General features: G+C 56.2%; 20 protein-coding genes and 2 tRNA genes. 16 read left to right on the top strand and 6 right to left on the bottom strand.

Annotation, left to right across the window (positions count from 1 at the left end; translation table 11 throughout):
* Positions 1-75 precede the first annotated feature (75 nt).
* From pgl to DW349_RS12095, 11 genes are all read left to right on the top strand, one after another.
* The gene (gene pgl / locus DW349_RS12145; RefSeq protein ID WP_108125068.1) at positions 76-768 is read left to right on the top strand and encodes a 6-phosphogluconolactonase; all 693 of its coding nucleotides are present in this window, start codon (positions 76-78) and stop codon (positions 766-768) included.
* Between the two features lie 103 nt (positions 769-871).
* On the top strand, positions 872-2,698 hold the full coding sequence (edd, locus tag DW349_RS12140) for a phosphogluconate dehydratase (protein WP_108125069.1): 1,827 nt from the start codon (positions 872-874) through the stop codon (positions 2,696-2,698).
* A 2-nt stretch (positions 2,699-2,700) separates the two neighbouring features.
* On the top strand, positions 2,701-3,705 hold the full coding sequence (glk, locus tag DW349_RS12135; RefSeq protein WP_108125070.1) for a glucokinase: 1,005 nt from the start codon (positions 2,701-2,703) through the stop codon (positions 3,703-3,705).
* Positions 3,706-3,735: 30 nt separating this feature from the next.
* Positions 3,736-4,365 (top strand): bifunctional 4-hydroxy-2-oxoglutarate aldolase/2-dehydro-3-deoxy-phosphogluconate aldolase, encoded by a 630-nt coding sequence (locus DW349_RS12130; RefSeq protein ID WP_108125071.1) that lies wholly within the window; start codon positions 3,736-3,738, stop codon positions 4,363-4,365.
* Positions 4,366-4,485: 120 nt separating this feature from the next.
* On the top strand, positions 4,486-7,692 hold the full coding sequence (locus DW349_RS12125) for a phosphorylase b kinase regulatory subunit alpha/beta (RefSeq protein ID WP_108125072.1): 3,207 nt from the start codon (positions 4,486-4,488) through the stop codon (positions 7,690-7,692).
* Positions 7,693-7,935: 243 nt separating this feature from the next.
* Positions 7,936-9,030, top strand: a complete 1,095-nt coding sequence (locus DW349_RS12120; RefSeq protein ID WP_108125073.1) for an ABC transporter ATP-binding protein — start codon at positions 7,936-7,938, stop codon at positions 9,028-9,030.
* Between the two features lie 112 nt (positions 9,031-9,142).
* Positions 9,143-10,426 carry a DUF4032 domain-containing protein gene (locus DW349_RS12115; protein WP_108125074.1) on the top strand — a complete coding sequence of 428 codons (1,284 nt, stop codon included), beginning with the start codon at positions 9,143-9,145 and terminating at the stop codon, positions 10,424-10,426.
* A gap of 168 nt (positions 10,427-10,594) precedes the next feature.
* Positions 10,595-11,221, top strand: a complete 627-nt coding sequence (locus DW349_RS12110; protein ID WP_108125075.1) for a peroxiredoxin — start codon at positions 10,595-10,597, stop codon at positions 11,219-11,221.
* Positions 11,222-11,376: 155 nt separating this feature from the next.
* Positions 11,377-13,050: a hypothetical protein gene (locus tag DW349_RS12105; protein ID WP_108125076.1), complete on the top strand. Its 1,674-nt coding sequence runs from the start codon at positions 11,377-11,379 to the stop codon at positions 13,048-13,050.
* 55 nt (positions 13,051-13,105) lie between these two features.
* Positions 13,106-14,692 (top strand): hypothetical protein, encoded by a 1,587-nt coding sequence (locus DW349_RS12100; protein ID WP_108125077.1) that lies wholly within the window; start codon positions 13,106-13,108, stop codon positions 14,690-14,692.
* A gap of 178 nt (positions 14,693-14,870) precedes the next feature.
* Positions 14,871-15,872, top strand: a complete 1,002-nt coding sequence (locus DW349_RS12095) for an AraC family transcriptional regulator (protein WP_108125078.1) — start codon at positions 14,871-14,873, stop codon at positions 15,870-15,872.
* Positions 15,873-15,936: 64 nt separating this feature from the next.
* Here the strand turns inward: DW349_RS12095 and DW349_RS12090 are convergent, their stop codons facing one another.
* Positions 15,937-16,959: an AraC family transcriptional regulator gene (locus DW349_RS12090; RefSeq protein WP_108125079.1), complete on the bottom strand. Its 1,023-nt coding sequence runs from the start codon at positions 16,957-16,959 to the stop codon at positions 15,937-15,939.
* A 138-nt stretch (positions 16,960-17,097) separates the two neighbouring features.
* Between DW349_RS12090 and DW349_RS12085 the strand changes: the two genes are divergently transcribed.
* Positions 17,098-17,913: an alpha/beta fold hydrolase gene (locus DW349_RS12085; RefSeq protein ID WP_108125080.1), complete on the top strand. Its 816-nt coding sequence runs from the start codon at positions 17,098-17,100 to the stop codon at positions 17,911-17,913.
* An 84-nt stretch (positions 17,914-17,997) separates the two neighbouring features.
* Here the strand turns inward: DW349_RS12085 and DW349_RS12080 are convergent, their stop codons facing one another.
* Both DW349_RS12080 and DW349_RS12075 read right to left on the bottom strand, forming a co-directional pair.
* The gene (locus DW349_RS12080; protein ID WP_108125081.1) at positions 17,998-18,636 is read right to left on the bottom strand and encodes an NADPH-dependent F420 reductase; all 639 of its coding nucleotides are present in this window, start codon (positions 18,634-18,636) and stop codon (positions 17,998-18,000) included.
* A 19-nt stretch (positions 18,637-18,655) separates the two neighbouring features.
* Positions 18,656-19,477, bottom strand: coding sequence for an inositol monophosphatase family protein (locus tag DW349_RS12075; RefSeq protein ID WP_108125082.1), 822 nt, complete (start codon positions 19,475-19,477; stop codon positions 18,656-18,658).
* Between the two features lie 73 nt (positions 19,478-19,550).
* Between DW349_RS12075 and DW349_RS12070 the strand changes: the two genes are divergently transcribed.
* On the top strand, positions 19,551-20,159 hold the full coding sequence (locus DW349_RS12070) for a TetR/AcrR family transcriptional regulator (protein WP_108125083.1): 609 nt from the start codon (positions 19,551-19,553) through the stop codon (positions 20,157-20,159).
* A 58-nt stretch (positions 20,160-20,217) separates the two neighbouring features.
* Here DW349_RS12070 and DW349_RS12065 read toward each other — a convergent pair whose 3' ends face one another.
* Positions 20,218-20,787, bottom strand: coding sequence for a carboxymuconolactone decarboxylase family protein (locus DW349_RS12065; protein ID WP_108125084.1), 570 nt, complete (start codon positions 20,785-20,787; stop codon positions 20,218-20,220).
* Between the two features lie 120 nt (positions 20,788-20,907).
* Between DW349_RS12065 and DW349_RS12060 the strand changes: the two genes are divergently transcribed.
* Positions 20,908-21,522 (top strand): TetR/AcrR family transcriptional regulator, encoded by a 615-nt coding sequence (locus tag DW349_RS12060; protein ID WP_108125085.1) that lies wholly within the window; start codon positions 20,908-20,910, stop codon positions 21,520-21,522.
* 410 nt (positions 21,523-21,932) lie between these two features.
* Here the strand turns inward: DW349_RS12060 and DW349_RS12055 are convergent.
* Together DW349_RS12055 and DW349_RS12050 are read right to left on the bottom strand one after the other, a co-directional pair.
* A tRNA-Gly gene (locus DW349_RS12055) sits at positions 21,933-22,007 on the bottom strand.
* A 16-nt stretch (positions 22,008-22,023) separates the two neighbouring features.
* Positions 22,024-22,099, bottom strand: a tRNA-Glu gene (locus DW349_RS12050).
* 222 nt (positions 22,100-22,321) lie between these two features.
* On the opposite strand from DW349_RS12050, the gene DW349_RS12045 reads away from it, so the two are divergent.
* Both DW349_RS12045 and DW349_RS12040 read left to right on the top strand, forming a co-directional pair.
* Positions 22,322-22,747: a YbaN family protein gene (locus tag DW349_RS12045; protein WP_232819297.1), complete on the top strand. Its 426-nt coding sequence runs from the start codon at positions 22,322-22,324 to the stop codon at positions 22,745-22,747.
* A gap of 38 nt (positions 22,748-22,785) precedes the next feature.
* Positions 22,786-24,600 (top strand): extracellular solute-binding protein, encoded by a 1,815-nt coding sequence (locus DW349_RS12040; RefSeq protein WP_108125086.1) that lies wholly within the window; start codon positions 22,786-22,788, stop codon positions 24,598-24,600.
* The last annotated feature ends 10 nt before the right edge of the window (positions 24,601-24,610 follow it).

The raw sequence follows: 24,610 nt of genomic DNA, 5'->3' as shown, positions 1-24,610 counted from the left end.
CGGGAGACGCTAAAACCGCTAGCCAGCGTCAAGCGTCTTCCGTTTCGCGTCTTCCGATAGCCGAAGGATATCCAAATGCAACAACTCGATTTCGACAGCCGCGAAGCGCTGACTGAACAACTGGCCGGTGACATTATTGATCGTTTGGCAACGGCCATTACTGAAACCGGTGAAGCCGGTCTGGCGGTGTCCGGTGGTCGCACGCCGGTGGATTTGTTTAAGGCGCTGAGCGTGGCCGATCTGGATTGGTCGAAAGTGACCATCACCTTGGTCGACGAACGTTGGGTCGACCCCAGCGACGACGACAGCAACGAAAAACTGGTGCGTACGCACCTGCTACAAAACAAAGCCGCCGCCGCGCGTTTTATTCCGCATAAGAGCGCGCACGCTACGCCGTTTGAAGCCGAAGCCAGTTTAAACAAAGCCCTGGCGGCACTGCCTGAGCAACTGACCGTTACCTTGCTGGGCATGGGCGAAGACGGCCACACCGCTTCGTTTTTCCCTGGTGCCGAGACGCTGGGAAAAGCCTTGGACACCCAGGCGCACATCGACTGCTGCGGCGTGGTACCGAAAACCGCACCGCACGCCCGCATGACGCTGACCTTAAAACGCATCCTGCACAGCGACTGGATCGTGCTGCATTTAACCGGCGCTGGCAAAAAGCCAGTGCTGGAAGCCGCGCTGGGTGATGGTCCGGTGGTGGAGTTGCCGGTTCGCTCGGTGCTGAAGCAAACACTGACGCCAGTCTCGGTCTATTGGGCTGAATGAGCTGCTAGACGCTAAACGGGAGACGCCGAGCGCTGGTTACCGGTTTTAGCGTCTCCCGTTTCCCGTCCAGCGTCTCCCGAAAAAAATACAGAGGTAGAGTTAAATGAATGCCACCTTGCAAAGCGTCACCGCACGCATCATCGAGCGCAGCGGCCCGTCGCGTCGGCGCTATTTGGAGCGCATGCGCGATGCCGGTGAACAAATTCCCGATCGCCGCCAATTAAGCTGCGGCAATCTGGCGCACGGCTTCGCCGCCTGCTCGGAAGACGAAAAGAACACCATCAAGATGATGAACCAGGCCAACCTGGGCATCGTCACCGCGTACAACGATATGTTGAGCGCGCACCAGCCGTACGAGCGTTTCCCCAACATCATCAAACAGGCTGTGCGCGAAATGGGTTGCACCGCTCAGGTTGCTGGTGGCGTACCGGCGATGTGCGACGGCGTGACTCAAGGTCAGCCGGGTATGGAGCTGAGCCTGTTCAGTCGCGACACCATTGCCATGGCAACGGGCGTGGCGCTGTCACACAACATGTTCGATGCCGCGCTCTATCTGGGCGTGTGCGACAAAATCGTTCCCGGTCTGGTGATTGGCGCTTTGCGTTTTGGTTACCTGCCGTCGGTCTTTGTACCGGCTGGCCCGATGCCGTCGGGTCTGCCAAACAAAGAAAAAGCGCGCGTGCGTCAGGAATACGCCGAAGGCAAAGTCGGCCGCGACGAACTGCTGCAAGCCGAATCCGATTCCTACCACAGCGCCGGCACCTGCACCTTTTATGGCACTGCGAATTCTAACCAGATGCTGATGGAATTCATGGGGCTGCATCTGCCCGGTTCCAGCTTCGTGAACCCGGAAAACCCGATGCGCGATGCGCTGACCCGCGAAGCGGCGCAACAGGCGATTCGTCTGACCAAACAAAACGGTCAATACACGCCGATCGCCGATGTGCTCGACGAGAAAGCCTTTGTTAACGGCATCGTCGGTCTGCTCGCCACCGGCGGTTCCACCAACCTGACCATCCACATGATCGCCATGGCACGCGCAGCCGGCATCGTGCTGACCTGGGAAGACTTCTCCGATCTGTCCACCGTCGTGCCGACGCTGGCGCATGTTTACCCGAACGGCATGGCCGACGTGAACCATTTCCACGCCGCCGGCGGTCTGGGTTACGTGATGGGTGAACTGCTCGGCGCCGGTTTGTTGCACGGCGATGTGAAAACCATTTTTGGAACCGGCCTGGACCGCTACACCCAGGAGCCGTTCCTGAATGGCGACGACATCGATTTCCGCCCTGGCACCAAGGTTTCGCTGGACGAAGACATCGTGCGTCCGGCCAGCAATCCGTTCAGCCCGCAAGGCGGCCTGGAAGTGTTGAAGGGCAACCTCGGTACCGGCGTGATCAAGGTATCGGCGGTCAAAGCGGAACATCGCATCATCGAAGGTCCGGCGGTTGTGTTCGAAAGCCAGCACGATTTGCAGCAGGCGTTCAAAGCCGGCGAGCTGGATCGCGACTGCGTTGTCGTCGTCCGCTTCCAGGGCCCGAAAGCCAACGGCATGCCGGAACTGCACAAACTGACACCGCCGCTGGGCGTGTTGCTGGATCGCGGTTTTAAAGTCGCCTTGGTCACCGATGGCCGCATGAGTGGCGCGTCTGGCAAGGTGCCGGCGGCCATTCACATGTCGCCGGAAGCCAGCGAGGGCGGCCCGTTGGCGCGTGTACAGGCGGGCGACATCATCCGTCTGGATGCCGATGCCGGCACTGTTGAAGTGAAGGTCGATACAACCGAGTGGGCCAAGCGCCAGCCGGTGGTGGCCGATCTGTCTGGCAACCAGTTTGGTGTCGGTCGCGAACTGTTCGCGCCGATGCGTGCGGCGGTCAATACCGCGCAAGAGGGTGCAACCATTTTCCGCTTTGAAGATTTCGAGGAATAAGCATGGCCCAATACGGTTTGATCGCCGACATCGGCGGCACCAACGCCCGCTTCGCGCTGGCACCGTTGCAACAGTTCGATCCGGCGCAAGGTCCGCAACTGGCCGAGGCCGATCTGGTTGCCGTGGCAGCGCTGAACGGCGCTGAATACGACACCATCGCCGATGCCATCCGTGCCTATCTGGCTGGTCCGGCCGCCGATTACGACCGCCCCGAACACGCGGTTATGGCGATTGCCTGCCCGACCGACCAGGACCGCATCACCATGACCAACCACACCTGGTCGTTCAGCGTGCGCGAACTGCAGGCAGACATCGGTCTGGCGTCACTGCACTTCATTAACGATTTCAATGCGCTGGCCAACGCGATTCCGCACCTGGGCACTGACGATGTTGTAAAAGTCGGCCCTGGCGAAGGTCTGCCCGGCTGGCCGATGGCAGTCACCGGCCCCGGCACCGGCCTGGGTGTGGCCGGCCTGGCGTTCAGCGATTCCGGCCCTGTGACCTTGCAAACAGAAGGCAGCCACGTGAATTTCGCGCCGTCGGATCTGGTTGAAATCGATATTTTGAAATTCCTGCTGAAAAAGTACGAGCGCGTTTCTGCCGAGCGGCTGATTTCCGGCATGGGTCTGGAAAACACTTACCAGGCGTTGTGTGATCGCCAAGGTGTGGCGGCTCAAAGCTTAAAAGCCGCGGAAATTTCGCAGCGCGCTCTGGATCGGACCGACCCGCTGTGCGAAGAAGCACTGGCTCGGTTCTGCGCCATTCTGGGCAGTTACGCCGGGGATGTTGCGTTGATGCTGGGCGCCAAGGGCGGCGTCTACATTGCCGGTGGCATCGTGCCGCGTTTCGTCGACTTTTTCGCCACCAGCCAGTTCCGGGCGCGCTTTGAAGCCAAAGGCCGACTGCGCGATTTCGTCGCCAGTGTGCCGACTTACGTGGTGGTGTCCAAACAACCGGGTCTGCTGGGTGCAGCGGCCGTTCTGAATCATCGCCTCAACGCTCGCTAAGACGGGCATACAGGCTTAAAGGAGAGCAACATGAGTTACCAAGTCAGCGATATTCTGCAACAGGCCTACCCGGTAATGCCGGTGCTGGCGGTCAGCCGCGTGGAAGACGCCAAGCCCCTGGCCGAAGCGCTGAAAGCGGGCGGTCTGAAAGTCCTGGAAGTGACTTTGCGCACTGAAGCGGCGATTGAAGTCATTGCCGAAATGAAAAAAGTCGACGGCGTGATCGTCGGTGCCGGCACCGTGACCCGGGTCGACCAACTGAAACAGCTGGAAGACGTTGGCGCCGATTTCGCCATCAGCCCCGGCGCTACACCGCGTCTGCTCGAAGCCGGTCGCCAGGCTGCTATGCCGTTTCTGCCGGCGGTCGCCAGCGTGTCGGAAATGATGCAGGGCATGGAGCTGGGTTACACCCATTTCAAATTCTTCCCGGCAGCGGCTTCCGGCGGTGTGTCGGCGTTGAAAGCCTTTGCCGGTCCGTTCCCGGACGTGCGCTTTTGCCCGACCGGCGGTATTTCGGTGAAGGACTTCCGCGACTATCTGGCACTCGACAACGTTGCCTGCGTCGGTGGCTCCTGGATTGTGCCGGCCGATGCACTGAACCAGGGCGACTGGGCACGTATCGAACAACTGGCCCGTGAAGCCTGCGAACTGGCCGGCTGATTGTGCTTGGCTATGGTTTTGCTTGGTAAGGATGGTTCAGTCAACAACCTCAACTTGAACCCGTCTTGGGTGCCTGTTCTGTAAGGCAGGTCCCCAAGGCGGTGCAGTAGGCGCCAGTGAATGCCCAATCCCGGACCCGACAGTCTCAATGCCTGGTTTGATGCGGTCGACGCCGTCATCCTGAGTCGACAGGATGCCGTTACCGGGCTGTTTCCGGCCAGCACCGACGTTAACGGTCACGGCGACTACACCGACGCCTGGGTACGCGACAACGTCTACTCCATCCAAGCCGTCTGGGGTTTGTGGCTCGCCTATCGACGCAGCGGCGACAACCCCGAACGCACCGCCTATCTGGCCGATTCGGTCACCCGGCTGATGCGCGGCTTGCTGCAATCGATGACGCGGCAGGCGCACAAGGTCGAACGCTTCAAATACACCCAGAACCCCCTCGATGCCCTGCACGCCAAATACGCCACCCATTCCGGTCAGGTGGTGGTCGATGACGACAAATGGGGCCATCTGCAGCTCGATGCCACTTCACTGTATTTGCTGATGCTGGCGCGCATGACGCGCTCCGGTTTGCGACTGGTGCAGACGGTCGCCGAAGTGAATTTTGTACAGAATCTGGTCTGGTACATCGGTCGCGGTTACCGCACGCCGGATTACGGCATCTGGGAACGCGGCAACAAGATCAACAACGGCCGGGTCGAAATCAACGCGTCGTCGGTCGGCATGGTCAAAGCTGCGTTGCAGGCGATGCGTGGCGTCAATCTGTTTGGCGAAGGTGGCGGACAGGCGGGCGTGGTGCACGTGGTGTCGGACGAAATCGCCCGCTGCCGGACGACGTTGGAAAACCTGCTGCCGCGCGAATCGATGTCGAAAGAAGTCGATGCCGCCGATTTATCCATCATCGGTTACCCGGCGTTTGCTATCGAAAAGGCATCGCTGGTCAACAAAACCCGCGACCGGATTCTGGGCAAACTGGGCGGTCGTTACGGCTGCAAACGATTTTTGCTCGACGGCCATCAGACGGTGCTGGAAGACCCGCACCGGCTGCATTACGAAGCGCACGAACTGCGCAATTTCGAACACATCGAATCCGAGTGGCCGCTGTTTTTCACCTACTGTTATCTGAACGCTTTGTTTGATGGCGACGCCACCACTGCGGCTGACTATCGGCAAAAACTCGATGCGCTGCGCATCGAACGCAACGGCCAGTGGTTGTTGCCGGAGCTGTATTTTGTGCCGGCCGATCGCATCGACGCCGAGAAAGCCGAGCCAGGCAGCCAGGAACGCCAGGCCAACAACAACGTACCGCTGATCTGGGCGCAGTCGCTCTATACCCTCGGCTGCTTGTTGGATGCCGGCTACATCGAACGCCAGGACATCGACCCGCTGAACGCCCATCGTCGCGTCGGTCACAAGCGCAAAACCCCAGTGGTGGTGGGCTTGCTGGCGGAAAACGAAGCGGTGCGTGGAACCTTGGCTGACGCCGGCCTGTTCAGCGAAACCGTGGATGATCTGGAACCGGTGCGTGTGCTGCCGCCGCTGGAACTGGCGCGAGTATTCAACATCATCGGCCAGAACCGGGAATTGGGATTGACCGGCCGACCGCAGCGCCGGCCGCGTTCGTTATCGACCGCCCAGCTTTATGTGCTGAACGGTGAAAGCTGCGTTTTCCTGCCGCAATTCCAAAACCGCGACACGTTCTATCTGGCGTCCGACAACCGCCTGCTGTGCGAGAAAATCAAGGCGGAACTGAGTTACATCAGCCGGCATTGGGATCAGCCGGCGCGGCCGTTGATGATGATCTATCTGTCCGAACCCATGCTCAGCGCGCCCGACAAAGACGCCTTATACGAGCTGATTCGCGAACTGATGGACGGCGAGTGCGGCGAGGTGGCCGTCTCGACCGGGCCAATGAGCGAACTGCTCAACGAAGTCGGCGTCGAGCGCATCGAAGAATTGAACGACTACCAGGTGCCGGCGGCGATGGCGCTGTCGCGCCGGGTGCGCAAGCAATGGTTGCAGGTCGACCCGGGCCGGTCAGTGCCGTTGCAGCCATCCATGCTCAGCTTGCTGGAGCCGGTGGAAAGCCTGGAGGCGCAAGTACAGCGGCTGCGCGCCAGCCTTAACCTCTACGAACAAATCGACATTCTCAGCGATCTGGCCGAAGCGCATGGCCTGGATTTTGACCCCGGCATCGCGCCGCGCGTCACGGTAAAGGTGTTGCTCGAAGAAGTGTATCGCCGCGCCAGCGATGCCTATTTGTGGAGCGTCATCCGCAAAGCCGCGGGCGTGCTGGGCAAATATTGGGGTGGTCTGGAAGACGCCGTGGCTGAAGTGCTGGCGCGTCAGCGCATCATCATTGTCGGCCGCGCCTATTCCGATCAGGGCACCATTCGCGAGCCGCTGTCGAACAAAGAAACGCTCAAGCTGATCAACCGCAATTGCGGTCAAGACCGACGTGAGGCGGTATTGAATCAGGAAATTCTGGTCATCCTGTCAACGCTGATGCGCGGCGAACCCGACTTGTTTCAGGGCATGATGACGTTGCGTCCCGGCCACCTGGCAATGCTGATCATGGGGCAGTTGGCGCAGACGGAAAATCTCAAACCGGACCAGGCGTTCGAGCGGCTGGCGTCGCTCAGCCCGTACGACATTCAGTCACGCATTCGCGACGTGCTGGGCAGCTATTCCGCCGAAGTCGGACGTCTGTTTGCCATCGAGTCACTGCAATTGCGCAGCGAAGTCGGCCCGTTGAATCCGGTTTCGGACGACGACACCAGCGCGCCAGACCTCGGCGAAGCCCGCAACTGGTTCCAATGGCGTGAACAGCAAGGCGTAATGCCGCGTCTGCCGGAAGATTTTCATCCCGGTTTGTGGGCCTTGTTGAGCCAGTGCCACGGTCTGATTGTGGGCGACCGCTTCGACCCGCGCTCGCGGCTGGAATCGGCCACAGTGCTCGATCAGATGACCGCCGGCGAGCCGCAATTTGCGCAGCTGGTTGAACGCATGCTGGGGCAGATTCCCAGCCCGGCCTATCGTCAGTTGTGCATCGAAGCCTTACTTGGCCTGCTGGCATTTGCCCGCGCCAACCCCGGTATGCAAGTGGACGATTACGTCGTACTCGACGTCATCATTTCCCACGCCGTCCGTCTGAACTGGATCGCCCAGTTCCCCGCCCAGAAAGATAATTACAACCAATATCGCGGCCAGGCCTGGCAGGCGTTCTACCAAAACCCACCGGCTCGGGTGAAAAGCCGCATTCTCGAAGCCGTGACCTACTTGATGCACGCCGCTGGCGATGAGCTCAACAACGGCTGAAGCCCGGTAACGACGGGCTTCGGCTGCATCTTTACGGCCATCGCCCGGCTTTCGGGGTTGCATTTGGTAGTATTATTACGTCAAGATGAGCCCAGTTTGATCGGCAGCCGCCAAAGCGGTGAAAGAAAATTACAGACCGGTCTGGAATGGGGTCGGCAGGGTGTTCAAAGCCGGGTCCAGTCGGGGTCTCGCAGTGATACGCGAGGCGTTGCTTGCATAACGACAAGAAACGAGTGAAAGCGCATGGCTAGTATTACTTTTGAAAACGTCGGTAAAAGCTACGAGGACGTCAGCGTCATCAAGAGCCTCAACCTGGAGATCAAGGACAAAGAATTCATGGTCCTGGTTGGTCCTTCCGGCTGTGGTAAATCCACCACCCTGCGTATGATCGCCGGCCTGGAAGAAATCACCGACGGCAAGCTGTTCATCGGCGACCGCGTTGTCAACAACGTTCACCCGAAAGATCGCGACGTAGCCATGGTGTTCCAGAGCTACGCGCTGTACCCGCACATGTCTGTGTTCGAAAACATCGCCTTCGGTCTGCGTCTGCGCAAAATGCCGAAAGACGAAATCGACCGTTTGGTAAACGAAGCGGCCGATACCCTGGGTCTGACGCATCTGTTGGATCGCAAACCGAAAGCTCTGTCTGGTGGTCAGCGTCAGCGTGTTGCGCTCGGTCGCGCCATCGTTCGTAAACCGTCTGTGTTCCTGTTCGATGAGCCGTTGTCGAACCTCGACGCCGAACTGCGTGTGCACATGCGCGCCGAAATCGCCAACCTGCAAAAACGCCTGGGCATCACCTCGGTTTACGTGACCCACGATCAGGTTGAAGCCATGACCATGGGTGACCGCATCGCCGTTCTGCACGACGGCAACCTGCGTCAGGTTGGCTCTCCGCTGGAACTGTACGACACACCGCAAAACGTGTTTGTAGCGCAGTTCATCGGTACGCCGAACATGAACATCCTGACTTTCAAAGTTTCTGACGACGGCAGCGAACTGGTCCACCCGGACCTGACGTTCAAAACCCCGGCCGAATGGAAAGCCGGCATCACCGAACGCAAAGGCAAAAACGTTGTCGTCGGTATTCGTCCTGAGCACATTGCTGCGTCCGACGAACAGGATTGGTCTAACACCGCGCCGTTGAAAGGCAAGGTTGAGATCATCGAAACCCTGGGCCACGAAGTCGTTGTGCACATCAAGATGGCTAACGAAGAGAAGAAAATTCTCGCCAAGATGGACGTGCATAAAGTGCCGAAAGTTGGCGAAGACGTGGCATTGGAAGTCAACGTTGACCGCCTCCACGTGTTCGACGCCGAGACCACCAACCGCCTGTAATCGAGCGGTTATACAGGTCGAATCAAAAGCCGGCACAATGCCGGCTTTTTTGTCACTCGCGACTCGTTAAAGAGTCGCTATAGTAGGTTCAAACCGTCATCACAGGTGTCCGATGAAGATTCAGATTGCCTCGCCCAGCCACTACATCACCGACTTGCGTTACCCCTGGTCCAAGCACCTCACGCAATGGCCGCCGGAATTGTTTGTCGAAGTGGCACGCGGCATTCACCGCAACGTGGTGCGCTTTGTCAGCCACAATAATCAGGTCTACGCGCTCAAGGAACTGATGACGCCGGTGGCGCGCAAGGAATACAAACTGCTGCGTGAATTGCGGGAGTTGGGATTGCCGGTGGTCGAGGCGGTCGGTCTGGTCACCAACCGCGACGAAGAAGTTGCCGAAGCGCGGGCGCGTTTTGATCTGGTCGGCGAGCCGGTGGACATGCACAACCGCGCCTTGTTGGTGACACATTATCTGTCCGGCGCTTTGCCTTATCGCATCATCATTCAACAGGGCATTTCAGCCGAGCAATTAAGCCAGATGCTGGATGCTCTGGCCGAGTTGCTGGTGCGGCTGCATTTGTCCGGTTTTTACTGGGGCGATTGCTCACTGTCGAACACCTTGTTCCGTCGCGATGCTGGCCTGATGGCGGCCTATCTGGTCGATGCCGAAACCGGTGAAATGCGCGAACAGTTGTCTGAAGGTCGGCGCGAATACGATCTGGAACTGGCGGAAACCAACATTGGTGGCGAACTGATGGACCTGGAAGCGGCCGGCACTTTGCCTAAGGGTCAGGACCCGATTGAACTGGCGCAGGCGCTGGTTGAGCGGTACGCCAAGCTCTGGGCGGAACTGACGCAGGACGAAATTTTCGATCCCGAAGATCAGTACCTGATGGAGCAACGCATCCGTCGCCTGAACGATCTGGGCTTCGATGTCGAAGAAATGGAAATCACCACCGTCGATAACGGCCAGCGCGTGCGCATGGTGCCGCGCGTTGTTGAACATTGGCACCATCGCCGCCGCCTCAACAGCCTGACCGGCTTGCAGGTTCAGGAAAACCAGGCGCGCCGTTTGCTCAACGATTTAAGCCGTTACAAAGCCCACCTGAGCGAAGTAGAAGGCCGCGACATTCCCGAGGCGGTGGCAGCCTATCGCTGGCTGTCGGAAGTATTCAACCCCACCGTGCAGCCGATTCCGGCTGAGATGAAAGGCAAGCTCGACGATGCGGAAATCTTTCACGAAGTGTTAGAGCATCGCTGGTATCTGAGTGAAGCCCAGAGCAAGGACGTGGGTCAGAAAGCGGCCATCGATTCTTACATCAACACCGTGCTCAAACGGCGGCAGGCAGGCGATGTTGAGCGTGAGACCGATCCGTTTGTGTCTTCCCAGAAGTAGTCGCACGACCATTGCCGAAACAAAGCAGCGTTTCCAGGTTGATAATTAAAAACTATTCAATTGATAGCGCTGTGAGGGATGAAATATTAGTAATTGCTAATATATTGAAGTCATGAAGAGGCGAAAGTGTTTCGCCTCCCTTACTGCAACGACAGAAGGAGTACCACCATGACTTTACGTTTAGGCGATACCGCACCCGATTTCAGCGTAGAAACCACCGCAGGCAAGATCACCTTCCACGATTGGCTGGGTGATTCCTGGGCTTTCTTTTTCAGTCACCCGGCCGATTTCACGCCGGTCTGTACAACCGAAATGGGTCGTACAGCGCAACTGGCCGACGAATTTGCGCGGCGCAATGTCAAACCACTGGGCCTGTCGACTGACACCGTTGCTGAACACCGCAAATGGATTCTGGACGTCAACGACACTCAGCATACCTCGCTGGAATTTCCCATCGTTGCCGATGACGACCATGCCGTAGCCCAGCTTTACGACATGATTCACCCCGGTGAAAGCGCAACCGCCGCCGTGCGTTCGGTGTTCATCATCGACCCGAACAAAAAAATCCGGTTGACCATGACTTACCCGATGAACGTCGGCCGCAACTTCGACGAAATTTTGCGGGTAATCGATGCCCTGCAACTTGGCGATGCGAAAAAAATCGCGACGCCGGCGGATTGGCGTCCCGGTGGCGAGGTTATTATCCCGCCGTCCATCAGCAATGACGCGGCCCAGGATATTTTTCCCCAGGGCTGGAATGAAATACGACCCTATCTGCGCCTGACCAAGGTGTAATCAGATCCATCCAACAGCCGGACCCAACGTCCGGCTGTTTCGTATTGGCAACACCTTTCACCGGAGCAGGGGGCGCAAACGCGCCTGTCTGCTTAAAGTTTCTGGCTAAAGCGTCGCTACTGAAAGCAACAGAGGGATTTCTGTGGAGAATCGTTATGGCCGGGATCGTGAACGTCGTGCTGACGCCCAGTGCAGTACCAAAAATCAACGCGCAACCTCCGCAACCCGCCGCTGAGGCACCAACCCCGAACCCGGAAATCGACCCTGCTCCGATTACCCTGCAAGTGGGTGGCTGGTCGGATCATGACCTCTACAGCAAACCGGCGCAGAAAACATTCATGCGCGGCGACGAACAAAACCTGCCGCGATTGTCGAATCAATTGATGCAGGCCATGGATCAGGGGCCGAGTGTTCAAAACCTGTCACAGAGCCTGATCGATTTTCTGCAAGGCGGTCAGACATCGGTTCATCAGGGCATCGACCGCTACACCTACCCGGATCTGAGTGGGAACTGGGCGGAGCCGAATTTCACCGAGGTGGAATCGCACACGGTACTCGCCAAGAGTGAACTGTCGTTCAGTCTCACCACCAAAAGCGGCGACACACTGACCTTTAATCTGCACTACGAAAAAGGCCGCGGTCACACCCAACGATACAGCGACATTGGTTATGAAACAGTATCGATTGATTTTGAGCTCGATGGTCGTTTGTCGCAGGCGGAACAGGATGAATTGATGACGTTGGCCGACAAGCTCAACGCCCTCGCCAACGACTATTTCGCCACCGGCAACATCGATTTAAACCGACTCGACATCGGTGAGCTTTCGCAGCTTGCCGATTTATCGTTGACGTTGGACGGCGGCATGGCCGAAATCACGCCAGCCTTTTTTCTTGGTGTCGATCATATCGATTATGGTCTGACGTTGCGCTTTTCCGACTCAGCCGAAACGCGTCATTTGGAAGCCATCGTCAACGAAAACAGAGTGTCGATGGACGTCGACAAACTGGGCTTGGTGGACGGCTACAACCTGGAACGTCGCGAAGCGGCGCTGGCGAATTATCGGCAAATGCTGATCGACGGCGTGGGCCGGGTGCGTGGTACCGATGAACAGACCGACTTATTACTGGCGACTTTCGATGCACTGCACGGCGAGCTGGAAGAACCGAAACCCGGCCTGGCGTTGAGTGATACAGAAGCCGCTTTACTGACGTCAGTTGCCGACTTCCGCTTATCGTTCTACAGCCGGATTGGTTCGTGGGCTCAACAGGACGACCGGAAAGAACGAAGCGCCCGTTTCAGCCTGGACTTCGCACAGGAAACTCAGGTCAGCCAATACGAAGGTGGCGACCGCGATATCGAACAAAATCAGTTATGGAAATTGAACGGCAGTTATTTCCGACCGGCTGTGCACGACACCTTGCCCGGCCCGTCGCCCGGCGACAAAGACCACCGTTCCTATTACCAGCGTGAGGATGTAGAAAGCCGGGTACAGATTGAACGTCGCGGCGGTGTGGTTGTACGTGCGCAACAGGAAACAACGCTCGATGCCACCTTGGAAGAAATTCTCACCCAAGGTGAGAATGAGCTGGCATGGAACACCATTGCGCATTCACTGAAAGAGCACACAAATCTGCTGACCTTGCTGTCGCAAAATGCAGACGATTCACCGCTGGCGTTACTGGGCGAACTGATGCTTGGCATCGAAGCCTTATACGAGCGGGCAAAAGAAAACATAACTGAAAACGATGCAACCAAAGCGCCTGAATATTTGTTGGGTGGCCAACCTGTGGCGTTTGCTAACAGCGCTTCCAGTATCGATCCGGATTAATCCAGGACCGGCATTCACACTGAGCGGCTGGCGAACGGATAAGGGGGAAACAAAGATGATAAAAATTGACTGGCCCGGACAGCCGTTCGGCGGCATAAAAACGCCTTTTTCAACACCCCAATTACCCACGATTGACGAGGCCGACCACCCGACCATCATTATTCAGGGTGGTGGTCCGGTATCGTCATCGGTGTACAGCAAACCGCGCGACATTGAAGAAGTGTCGCTGCTCTCGCCCGGTGGCGTGTCGTATTTGAACAACCAGTTATCGAGCCAGGTCGTTAAGGAAAAACGCGCCGATGTGCTGGACGATTTGTCGCTGAATCTGGCGCGATTTTTACAAGAAGGCGAAACCTCGGTTTCGCAAGGTGCGACGCAATACAAATACCGCACGTTGAAAGAACAGATCATTCCTATCGATTCGGAAAAGTTCGTCGCGACTCACACCTTCCCCGGCTCTGAAATGAGCATGAGCCTGAAAACAAAAAGCGGCGCAACGCTGACGTTTACGTTCCGCCTGGAAAACGGCCAGGGCTACGACGGCAATGAGGCCGGTGTTAATTATCAAACCGTCGCGGTCGACTTCCAGCTGGATGGCAAACTCACAAATACTGAGAAAGAACAACTGAGTGGTTTGTCCGAAGGGTTGAACCAGTTGGCGAACGATTATTTCAGTGGCAAGCAACCACAACTGGCCGACTTGGGGCTGAATGACATCACCGTATTGTCCAAGTTGGATCTGTCGCTGGAAGGTGAGTTGTTACCGGATCTGAAACTGTCGATGACAGATACCGCTTTAAGACGCGAAATAAAAGCCAATTATGACGGTAACAAATTGGCGATGTCGGTCGATAAGCCCAGTCTGGTGGGAACTTCCGATTCCGACCGTCGCCAGGCAGCGCTGGCGCATTATCGCCAAATGCTGATTGAAGGCGTGGACCGTGCGCAGGGAAAAGACGATCAGGAAGCGTTCATGTTGGATGCTTTTGATCTATTGCATGGCCCGGTGGAGCGGGCTGAAACTCGCCACGAACTGACGGATGCCGAATCGATGATGCTGACCGGCTTGCCCGATTTTTCATTTCACTTCGAAGGCCGGGTTCAGCAGTTTAATACACATCCGCAGCGCCATAATCAAATCGAAAGCTTTTCACTGACGCTGGGCCAGGAAACGCATTTCAAACAGGACGGCGTACTGAACCGGGAAGTGGATCAACGTCAAACCTGGGAACTCGATGCCGGCTATTTCAAACCGTTGGTCAATTGGGAATTCGTTGATTTTCAAAACCAGAACTATCGCTACTACGAATTGAGTGAACGCGCCGAAATTCAAACGTTGACGGGGCAGGAAGAAGGCGAACCCTACGGCGTGCAGAGCCGGTCATTTGAAAGCAGTTTAGACGTTCAGGAATACCGCATGGGTGAACTGGTGGATTGGACCACCAAAAACCGAACCTTGAATGAGGTGGTCGATTTTACGCCGCGACTGCGCGAACTGGATGATTTGTTGAATCACGTCAAACTGGAAGAATTGCTATTGGACCCGGAAGCGATGTCCAAGCGGGCGCAGGTTGAGGTGATTGATCAGGATGAGTCGGCCGTTGCCAAGGTGGAAGTCCCGCAGGGGCGGCGGCCGTCCTAAAGTTCGGGCGCAGTTCATTCGAAACGGGCAGCCAGAGAGCTGCCCTTTTTATTGGAAAATGCAGGTCCCACTTCTCGAAACTGATCACAAAATGGCCGGTTTTTCTGAGCCGCTGCGTTGCCTGTCCCAAATTTCTGGCGCAAATTAGTGCTCCCTGACGAGGTAAGGAGGGCTGCCTATGTCACCGGATACTCAACCGAGTGTGTCTGCCATCGCTGTTGTGGATCTCGCCCGAGAACTGCTGCGACTGAACATTATCGATGAAACGGATTTGCGCCAATTGCACGGCCCACTGGCGACCCAGGTTGCTGTGCTGAATAAAGGTGGCGATATCAGCGATGTGCTCGAACGACGTTACCCCGAAGCCTGGCTGGTCTGGCTGTGGCAACAGGCGGACCAGCGCCCGTTTTATCCATCGGTGGGCATCGAGTTTGGCGCACGTATTTTGCCGGAATCGCGCGGTTTACCGAGCCATCTGTTGCAAACCTGTCGCGACCTGGGCGATGTACTCAATACCTATCTCGACAACATTTTGTTGGTGAACCCGGCCGACCAATGGACAGTGGAAACCGAAGGCGAACGCACGGTGCTCAGCTTCAAATTTCTGTCGGCCTTTGATTACCCGCGCTGCGCCGTAGAGCGCAGTATGGCGGCGCTCTACCATTGGGGTTGCTATCTGTGCGAGCAAACGCTGCCATTGCTGGCGGTCGACTTTACCTTCGACCAGCCTGATTACCACCGCGTTGTTGAGCGGTGTTTCAACGCGCCGATTCGCTACCAGGCGCAACGCAATGCGTTGATTGTACCCAGTGCGGTTTTCGCCACCCAGGTGCAAGGCGGCGACCAACCATACATCCGCAAGATACTGTCTCAGCGCGCGCTGGAGTTGCGTTCGCATATTGGTGATCAACAAACAGTCAGCGGCCGGGTGCGGCAATTGCTGGATCAGGACCTGGCGCACTATGGCGACCAGAGCAATCTGGCTGATGCCCTGTACATGAGTCGTTCGACTCTGGTTCGGAAACTGGCGCGCGAAGGCGTTCGTTTTTCACAATTACTCGACGAAGCCCGCCGGCGGTGTTTCCAACGATTGCACAACCTGCCAGCAACCCAAATAGCAGACCGACTGGGTTTTATGGATGTGAGTGCTTTTTATAAGGCCCGGCGACGGTGGGAGTGAGCGCTTGAAAACTAAAAACCCGGACATGTCCGGGTTTTTTTTTCAGCAGTGGACCCAGTGCCTGCTAAACGCTTTTGGAGGAACGCAGCGAGCCCGGCGTGTCACCAAAGTGGGCGCGAAAGGTCCGATGAAAAGTTGAAACATCCTCAAAGCCCCAGCGCAACGCAATGTCCAGAATGGTCAGATGATCGCTAAAGGCATTGGTCAGATCCAATTGTGCATTTGTCAGTCGCTCCTGAAGGATAAACTTCGAGGCCGTCAAACCGCTCGCTCGCGCGAAAACGGCGTCCACATATCGACGCGATAGATGAAACGCTTGCGCAACGGAATTTGGTGTCAACTCTCTGGATTTCAGGTGCTCGCGAATGTACGACACCATCAGTGGATAGAGGCTATGTGACGGCTGCCGTTGGTGTTCAAGAACTTGTTCGCCAGTCTTCATCGAGCTGAGCGCAGCGCTCAGAATATTCACCGCCGCCGCGCTCAGTGCGGCTATTTCTGTCGGCATAGCCGTATGCAGGCGAGAGGCCAGAATGCCCAGGCTGCTTTGCAGCAAATTGCCATGCGTCGTATTTGAAAGCAGAGCGTAATCGCCGATGTCGTTCAGCGGCACCACATCGGCAAGCCGGGTTGCCGGTATAACAAGCGACAGCAGAGTATTGCGGCGCTCCGGATCCATAACTTTGCGAAACGGTATGGTCGACTTGAACAGCAGGCAGGAGCGCGGCGCAATGCCAATGTCATGGTTGCGAATGGAGTAAACGCTGCGCCCTGAAATCTGAAAATTCAGGTGGTAGACATCATCGGTCATCCGGGCGACGTCCGCTGTATTGCGAACGATGACGTGGGGGACGCTGTCAACAAAATTGACCGCCCCATTTGGCAGCGGCAGATGCTCCAGGCGCGCTGCAAATTCATCGCTTTGGCCTCGTTCGGGCGACATCGACAGAAAAGTTTCGCATGCACCTTCACGATAGTGGGTAAACCGCCTGCGTGATGGGACCAAGTCGGTATCCCAAACACGCCAGTTCGCCGCTTTACGATCAAGCTGCTGTGTTGATGGGTCAGAACCGGATGTCGCCATCATTATTCCTCCCGTTCCAAAACTGCCATAAGTCCGTTCCAAATACGCTGCGATGAGTTCTGAGTTCGCGTTGTAAAAGTAGGAACCTGACGTGAATTAGTAAAGCGTCCGGTTCTTATCAGAACTATCTGGAGCAGCCTAATGAACACCACTAAAACAAAAACAGATTTATCGCGTCGTACCTTGGTAAAAGCGGCCGGGCTTGCGGCCGCCGGATCACTGACAGCCGGCTTTGTTACACCCAGCCGCGCTCAACGACACAGTCGTACCTTTTTGCTGGTGCATGGCGCCTGGCATGGCAGTTTTGTCTGGCGCGAACTGGCGCCGAAATTGCGCGCGGCGGGCCACAGCGTTACAGCACCAACACTGACTGGACTGGGCGAACGCAAACACACGCTGAACGATCTCGCCAACCTCGAAACGCATATCCAGGACATCGTTAACCACATCGAAATGGAAGACTTGCACGACATTGATCTGGTTGGCTGGAGTTACGGCGGCATGGTAACTACTGGGGTGTTGGCCCGCGTGACTGAGCGCATCCGGTCGATGATTTATCTCGATGCCTTTGTCCCGGATAACGGCAAGGCGTTGATCGATTATGCCGAAGGCCCGGTGGTGCCACTGTTTAATGAATCGAGAATCAACGACACCGCCATACCGCCCATTCCGCTGGAGGTGTTCGGCGTTCAGGACGACAGCATCAAGCAGTTCGTCAATCCGCGACTGGTGCCGCAACCCTGGCGAACAACTTTTCAACCCGTGGACGCCCTGGCAACTCGCCCGGATATTCCTTTTACCTACGTTCACTGTTTGGGCTTTGTGGATTCGCCGTTCGGTTATTTTCACGACAAATTTAAAGCCGAAGGGGTTAATACGTTCGAAATACAGGCGAGTCATTTGTGCATGCTGGACGCCGTCGATACCGTCGCAGACATCTTGTTAACCTCAGCCTAGGATCGAAAACATCGGCCGTTGAGTCAGGCGTTGATGAAGTTCCCGCGCCGGCTGACGCGGGATAATCGTATTGAATTGCAGCCGCTATCGAACAATGCTCAGCGCAAAAGGTGCAAAGCCGTGGTTGGCAATCACATGCGGCACGAAATGCATAAAGGCTTCGGGGCCACGGGCGCTGAATGCTGGGCCCAGGTCTTCAATCACAGCGTCACGCCAGCCCATAGCCTGTAAAACCTGGCGCACTTCTGCTTTGGCCGCTGCACTGTCTCCGCAAAGAAATACGTTGGGCATCGGTTCGATACTGTGTGGATCACCGATGACGGTGAACAGCATGGTATTCAGCGTTTTTACCACGGCGGTTTGCGGCAAGGCCGCCTGTAAGTGTTCGGCGACGCTGCTGTCCGGATAGAGCAGTCCGACCGGCATGCCGTCTTCGTTGCGGCGCATGGCGTTGGAAACATCCACCAGAATTTTTCCGACCAGTTGGTCTTTGAAGCCTTTCAGAAAATCGACACTGGTTTCACCGGGTGTCGCGTTGAACACCATATCGGCGGCGGCAATTGCAGCCGCCGTGGTGGTGAATTCAACTTGCGGGCCGGTCCAGTGGTCACTGGGTTTTTCGGGGTTAAGGATGCCAATAACAAAGTCACGGCCAGCGGACTGCAATCGTCCAGCGAGGGCCGAAGCAACCCGGCCAGAACCCAAAATAGCGATGGTCAGCATAGTGGTTTCCTCAATGTCATCAGCTGTAGGTAGTTTGAATCAGTGGCGATAGCGCGTTTGTTACCGCAGCACTGAGTTGGGGCGGGGCGGCGACAAAATGTTCGCTCTCAAGTGACCAAGGCTTGCCGTGAACATCGGTGAGTTGACCGCCGGCTTCCTGAACCAACAGTGCGCCCGAGACCAGTCCGGAGCGAACCTGACTGAACTGCCAGAAGGCATCCATGCGGCCGGCCGCAACCTGGATGAGTTGTAACGTCGCCGGAACAGACACGCGCACCGTCAATGCCGTTTGCAGCATCGTCGATACCGAAGCGCCCATCATCTGATATACCTGAACGCTTTCGCCTGGCATGGCCTGGCCGGTGCCGACCATGGCGGCATCAATGTCGCGTTTTGCGGAAACCGATAACGGTTGTCCGTTTTGCTGGGCACCCGCTCCGGCAACGGCTGAGTAGGTATCGCCAGTCAGTGGCAAATGGACGACGGTAATCACCGGCTCGTTATCGCGGATCAACGTCGCGCTGACACACCATTCCGCCATGCCGTGAATCTGGTTGATTGCGCCTTCGACTGGATCGACCACCCACCACTCGCCCGGCGGTAACAAACCGGTTTCGAGTTCATCTTCAACCAGGGTTGCTTCGGGTCTGGCGGCAGCGAGTTTTTCCTGCAGGATCGACATTGAAATTGCGTCGTTGGCCTGAATTTTCGCCCCGATGTCGTGCCGATCAATCGGGCGGGCATCAATGGAGAAACGGTCTTGTATCGCCTCGGCCGCTGCCACGACAGCCTGTTCGACCAAGCGCAGAATTTCGCGGTCGTTGTGTTGTTGCGTTGTCATGATTTTCCTTGCCTGTTGAGTAGAGGCAAACAATAATGTGAGTCATCGCTCACATTGTAAACTCGCGTTCTGAATGGCAAAAAAACCTCACAACAGCACGGTAAAACCCAGGAAATCTCCGCGTCAGAGACGTTCCGAAGCGACCGTTGACTCAATCCTGGAAGCCGCCGCTCGCATTTTGGAAACTCATGGCTTCGCTGGTTACACAACCAACGCTGTTGCCAGCCTTGCTGGTGTCAGCATCGGTTCGCTTTATCAGTACTTTCCGACCAAGGAGGCGATTACCGCCAGTCTGATTACCCGGGAGTCAAAAGAACTCTGGCAAGACATTGCCGCCATTGATCTGCACGCCGATGGCCAGGCGCCATTGCATGCGCTCGTGCAGGCCGCTGTCGAACATCAACTGAAACGCCCGGCGCTGGCGCGCATTCTGGACCTCGAGGAAGTACGCCTGAGCGAACCGGGATCGGCGAATGAGCTCAACGTGGAACTGGCCGGCGTGGTCAGACATTGCATCGTTGCTGCTGGTTACAGCGCCGACTCACCCCACAAGATCAGTGACGTCGTTGCGATAATCAAAGGTATGGTCGATGGCGCAGGCCAACGTGGTGAGACCGATAAGGTGGCTTTGGCAAAGCGGGTGGGTCATGCCGTTTTGGGCTATCTCATTTGCAGCAACTGATCACGGCGAATAACAAATAAAAGGGTAAGCCCAGTGCTTACCCTTTTCGTATCTTCGCTCAGGCTGCGCTGGTTTGTTTTTTCTGCCAGGCAAACTTCTGCATAACCGAATCGACCGGCGTATCAGCAAGATGATTGGTGTAGTTCGACATCACTTTTTGTGCGACCCCGAGAATGACTTCAAGAATCTGGCGCTTGGTATAACCGGCAGCCAGAAACGCTTCGACTTGTTCATCCGTCACTTCGCCACGACTGCGCACCACCTGCAACGTAAAGGTACGCAGTGCTTCCAGCTGGGCAGTTGGCAGCGGAGTTTCGTCACGCAGCGCGTCGATGATGACGTCATCAACTTTCATCATTTTGGCGATGCCGGTGTGGGCCGGTACACAGTAATGGCAGGCATGCTCAACATTGATTGTCTGCCAGACGACCGTCAGTTCATCGGCATTGAAACTGGTGTGTTCGGCAAACAGCCGGTGCAACTGCTGATAGCCTTCCAGCAACGCCGGAGCTTCTGCCATTACGGCATGCAAACCAGGCAAACGGCCAAAAGCCTTCTGAGAGTTTTCGATCAGTGAACGGCTCTCAATCGGTGCGGTTTCTGCGGTATGGAGAGTAAAGTCGGTCATGATAATTTCCTTTTTTTGAGTGATCGATCAATTATCGACGGCCCGACTATAGGTTTACTTGAGCGATCATTCAATATATAAATTGAGCGATCATTCAAATATTTGAAACGGAATGTAACCATGGCGCGGCAAACCAAATACGATCGGGAAGACGTGTTACGCAGAGCCCTCGAATTGTTTTGGCGGAAGGGCTATCACGCCACGTCGTTGAAAGACCTCGAACTGCACCTCGACATGCGCCCGGGTTCAATTTATGCGGCGTTCGGTTCCAAAGAGGCGCTGTTTATTGAGGTGCTGCGGCGCTATGCGGAAAACTCGCAGCAACAACTCAACGACATTCTGGCGCAGGCATCAACGCCGCTTGAAGGGCTGGCAGCCTATGTCCGCTACCTTGGCAAAGCGCTTGCCGAACCGTCGCCCTCGCGCGCCTGCATGCTGGTTAAAACGCTGCTTGAAACGCCCGACGGTGACCCGGTACTGCGCCAGGCCACCGAGGAATTTCTGCGCAATACGGAAGTGGCATTCACCAAGGCATTTCAAGCCGCGCAAGCGTCGGGCAATATCGGCGCCAAGGCCGATCCCGACCAATTGGCATGCCGACTTCAGGCGGAGATTTTTGGTTTAAGGGCTTATGCGCAGCGCACCGACGCAGTGCAAAAGGTCGCTGCATTGGCGGACGGAATTGCGCGGGATATTGAAGCGCTGGATGTACGAGCAACAGCGGTTAATGCCTAGCATGGAATCGCAGCGAACAAGATGGAATTTCGGTTTCCAGAAAACAAAAAAAGCAGCTCAAGGCTGCTTTTCTATTTGGAGCGGGACTAAAGCCTTGCAAAGGCTTTTGCGTGAGCGCAGCGAGCCCGAAGGGCAAGGCCATGAAATGGCCGCAGCAAACGAGATTCGACTGCGCCGGCACACCGGCTCGCGAGGCTGCCCGCCCGGCCCCAACCTCGGACAAGGTTGTGCTCTACCACTGAACTATTCCCAAAAACACAAAACCCGGAACAAGTCCGGGTTCTATTAAATTTGGAGCGGGAAACGAGATTCGACCGGGCTGGCGTACCAGCTCGCGACCCTGACTTGTCACCGTTTGAGCGGCGTCAGGCTCAATAACAAAAAAAGCAGCCCAAGGCTGCTTTTCAATTTGGAGCGGGAAACGAGATTCGAACTCGCGACCCCAACCTTGGCAAGGTTGTGCTCTACCACTGAGCTATTCCCGCAAATTCTATTCTGAAGTGGCGTCCCGTAGGGGACTCGAACCCCTGTTACCGCCGTGAAAGGGCGGTGTCCTAGGCCACTAGACGAACGGGACCTTCAGAAGGCTTCCGGCGATTTCGTCGAAAGCGGGGCGCATCTTACCATCGGATTCCGGCTTTGCAAGGCCTATTCTAAAAAAATTATCAAAATCAGTGTGTTACAGGGGTTTTGTCGTTAGCTGCCCGGTCTTTCACGTACCGTCCTGTGTTGGCCTTTGCTATGGTGATGACATCTTGTCGGCGCCGGTTTTGGCGGTACCTTGTTGAGGATGTTGTCGATGCATCGTTGGTTGATCCGCTGGACTGTCTTTATGGCCGGGTGGTTATGTGTCGGTTTGGGCGCTCTGGGTGTGGTGCTTCCAGTACTGCCAACAACACCGTTTATGCTGCTCGCCGCCGTCTGTTTTGCCCGCACCTCGCCGCGCTTCCACCGTTGGTTGCTTTCCTCTAAGCTGTTCGGGCCTTTGATCGACAACTGGCAGCGCGAACGTTACATCGAAAAGCGCTCCAAACGCGTGGCGCTGATCGTGGTTGCTGTCACCTTTAGTCTGTCCATTGCTGTAGTCGATCCCTGGCCTTTGAAAATCATGCTGCTGTGTTTTTGGTTGGGTTGTACGATCGGCATCGGGCGACTGTCCACAGTGCCGTTGTCACAACGCCAGGCAACAGCCAACGCAGCGCTGGCACAGCGCCGGCCATCCTAATAAGAACATCACAACATCCAAGGTGTGAGGGAGTCATTATGAGAGCCAGCATCGCGGCTTTGGTCGCATTGTGCCTGTCGTTTCCGGTGGTTGCGGAAGACGACATCATCGTTTCCTACGCCATCGCCGAGCGTGGCGAGCCACAATATCCGGAAAATTTTGAACACTGGGATTACGTGAATCCCGATGCGCCACGTGGCGGCTACGTAACCTACGGCGTTCGCGGCACCTTCGATAACTTCAATCGTTTTGCCTTGCGCGGCACCACACCTGCCGGCATCCGAACCTATTTGTTCGATACCTTGATGACCGGAAACGGCGACGAAACCGGCGTGCTGTACGGGTTGATCGCCGAGGAAGTCGAATACCCCACCAGCCATGACTGGATCATTTTTAATCTTAATCCCGCCGCTACTTTTCAAGATGGCAGCCCCATCGAAGCCAGTGATGTAGCTTACACCTTCAACATTTTGATGACCGATGGTGTGCCGCAATTCCGCACCGTCTACGAAGGCGTCACGGTTGAAGTGCTTGACGAACGTCGGGTGCGATTCAATTTGCCCGAGTCCAATTTGTCGAATCTGGTCGGCCTGGCGTCTTTGCCGGTGTTCCCGGAGCACGATTTTGCCGACCGTGATTTCGCCGAACCCTTTATCGACGTGCCATTAGGCAGCGGCGCCTACACCATTTCAGATTATGAAATGGGGCAATATGTCGTGTACGAGCGCGTCGAAAATTATTGGGCGGCCGACCACCCGGCAATGGTCGGTCAACTGAATTTTGATCAGGAACGTTACGACTATTACCTGGACGACACCGTACTGCTCGAAGCCTTTAAAAAAGGCGAGTACGACTTCCGCCAGGAAAACACCGCCAAAGACTGGGCAACCCAATACACAGGCGAGAATTTTGACGCCGGTTACATCATTAAAGAAGAAATTCCTCACAACCTGCCGCAGAACATGCAATCGTTTGCGTTTAACATCGAGCGGCCACAATTCCAGGACCGCCGCGTGCGGATGGCGATCAACCTGCTGTTCGATTTCGAATGGACCAACCGCAATTTGTTCTACGGCTCCTACACCCGCACCAGCAGTTATTTTGAAAACACACCCTACAGTGCGCACGGTTTGCCTGAAGGCAAAGAGTTGGAAATTCTCGAAGAATTTCGCGATGAATTGCCCGAAGAATTATTCACTCAGGAATTCCATAACTTCGCCACCGATGGCAGTGGCAACGTCCGCCCGCAATTGCGTCAGGCGTTAACGCTGCTGCGTGAATCCGGCTACGAAAGCCGTGACGGCCAGATGGTCAATGCGTCGACCGGCGAACCGCTCAGTTTTGAATTGTTATTGTATTCGCCTGCAATGGAACGCATCGCCATTCCTTTCAAGGAAAACCTGGCGCGTGCGGGCATTACGCTGAATATTCGCACCGTCGATGTTACGCAATACACCAACCGCATGCGCGAGCGCGATTACGACATGATCGTTTCTCAGCTCGGTGGCGGTGCTTATCCGAGTGACAATCTGGTACTGGAGTGGGACAGCCGCTATCTGGATTCAACCTATAACGCCGTCGGCACCAACGATCCGGTAATCGACGCCCTGGTCCGTGGCATTGCCGACAACCAACAGAACGACGAACTCCTGCTCGCTTATGGCCGGGCCTTTGATCGCGTTTTGTTGTGGCGTTATTACGTCATCCCGCAATGGCACATCGACCATTACCGCGTCGCTTACTGGAATAAATTCGGCCGCCCTGCCCAGATTCCGCGTTACTCCCTTGGCAGTTCCGCCTGGTGGTTCGATGCCAAAGCAGCAGCGACCTTGCCCGCTCGCAATGCACGTTAATTAAGGCGAA

The organism is Saccharospirillum mangrovi (assembly GCF_003367315.1).
GTDB classification, from domain to species: Bacteria; Pseudomonadota; Gammaproteobacteria; order Pseudomonadales; family Natronospirillaceae; genus Saccharospirillum; species Saccharospirillum mangrovi.
The sequence above is the reverse complement of the archived record's forward strand: the minus strand, read 5'-3'. Positions and strand labels throughout refer to the sequence as shown.

What these genes read in the sequence shown, in the direction of transcription:
- pgl (WP_108125068.1), top strand. Translation starts at nt 76, where the DNA reads ATGCAACAACTCGATTTCGACAGCCGCGAAGCGCTGACTGAACAACTG.
- edd (WP_108125069.1), top strand. Translation starts at nt 872, where the DNA reads ATGAATGCCACCTTGCAAAGCGTCACCGCACGCATCATCGAGCGCAGC.
- glk (WP_108125070.1), top strand. Translation starts at nt 2,701, where the DNA reads ATGGCCCAATACGGTTTGATCGCCGACATCGGCGGCACCAACGCCCGC.
- DW349_RS12130 (WP_108125071.1), top strand. Translation starts at nt 3,736, where the DNA reads ATGAGTTACCAAGTCAGCGATATTCTGCAACAGGCCTACCCGGTAATG.
- DW349_RS12125 (WP_108125072.1), top strand. Translation starts at nt 4,486, where the DNA reads ATGCCCAATCCCGGACCCGACAGTCTCAATGCCTGGTTTGATGCGGTC.
- DW349_RS12120 (WP_108125073.1), top strand. Translation starts at nt 7,936, where the DNA reads ATGGCTAGTATTACTTTTGAAAACGTCGGTAAAAGCTACGAGGACGTC.
- DW349_RS12115 (WP_108125074.1), top strand. Translation starts at nt 9,143, where the DNA reads ATGAAGATTCAGATTGCCTCGCCCAGCCACTACATCACCGACTTGCGT.
- DW349_RS12110 (WP_108125075.1), top strand. Translation starts at nt 10,595, where the DNA reads ATGACTTTACGTTTAGGCGATACCGCACCCGATTTCAGCGTAGAAACC.
- DW349_RS12105 (WP_108125076.1), top strand. Translation starts at nt 11,377, where the DNA reads ATGGCCGGGATCGTGAACGTCGTGCTGACGCCCAGTGCAGTACCAAAA.
- DW349_RS12100 (WP_108125077.1), top strand. Translation starts at nt 13,106, where the DNA reads ATGATAAAAATTGACTGGCCCGGACAGCCGTTCGGCGGCATAAAAACG.
- DW349_RS12095 (WP_108125078.1), top strand. Translation starts at nt 14,871, where the DNA reads ATGTCACCGGATACTCAACCGAGTGTGTCTGCCATCGCTGTTGTGGAT.
- DW349_RS12090 (WP_108125079.1), bottom strand. Translation starts at nt 16,959, where the DNA reads ATGATGGCGACATCCGGTTCTGACCCATCAACACAGCAGCTTGATCGT.
- DW349_RS12085 (WP_108125080.1), top strand. Translation starts at nt 17,098, where the DNA reads ATGAACACCACTAAAACAAAAACAGATTTATCGCGTCGTACCTTGGTA.
- DW349_RS12080 (WP_108125081.1), bottom strand. Translation starts at nt 18,636, where the DNA reads ATGCTGACCATCGCTATTTTGGGTTCTGGCCGGGTTGCTTCGGCCCTC.
- DW349_RS12075 (WP_108125082.1), bottom strand. Translation starts at nt 19,477, where the DNA reads ATGACAACGCAACAACACAACGACCGCGAAATTCTGCGCTTGGTCGAA.
- DW349_RS12070 (WP_108125083.1), top strand. Translation starts at nt 19,551, where the DNA reads ATGGCAAAAAAACCTCACAACAGCACGGTAAAACCCAGGAAATCTCCG.
- DW349_RS12065 (WP_108125084.1), bottom strand. Translation starts at nt 20,787, where the DNA reads ATGACCGACTTTACTCTCCATACCGCAGAAACCGCACCGATTGAGAGC.
- DW349_RS12060 (WP_108125085.1), top strand. Translation starts at nt 20,908, where the DNA reads ATGGCGCGGCAAACCAAATACGATCGGGAAGACGTGTTACGCAGAGCC.
- DW349_RS12045 (WP_232819297.1), top strand. Translation starts at nt 22,322, where the DNA reads ATGCATCGTTGGTTGATCCGCTGGACTGTCTTTATGGCCGGGTGGTTA.
- DW349_RS12040 (WP_108125086.1), top strand. Translation starts at nt 22,786, where the DNA reads ATGAGAGCCAGCATCGCGGCTTTGGTCGCATTGTGCCTGTCGTTTCCG.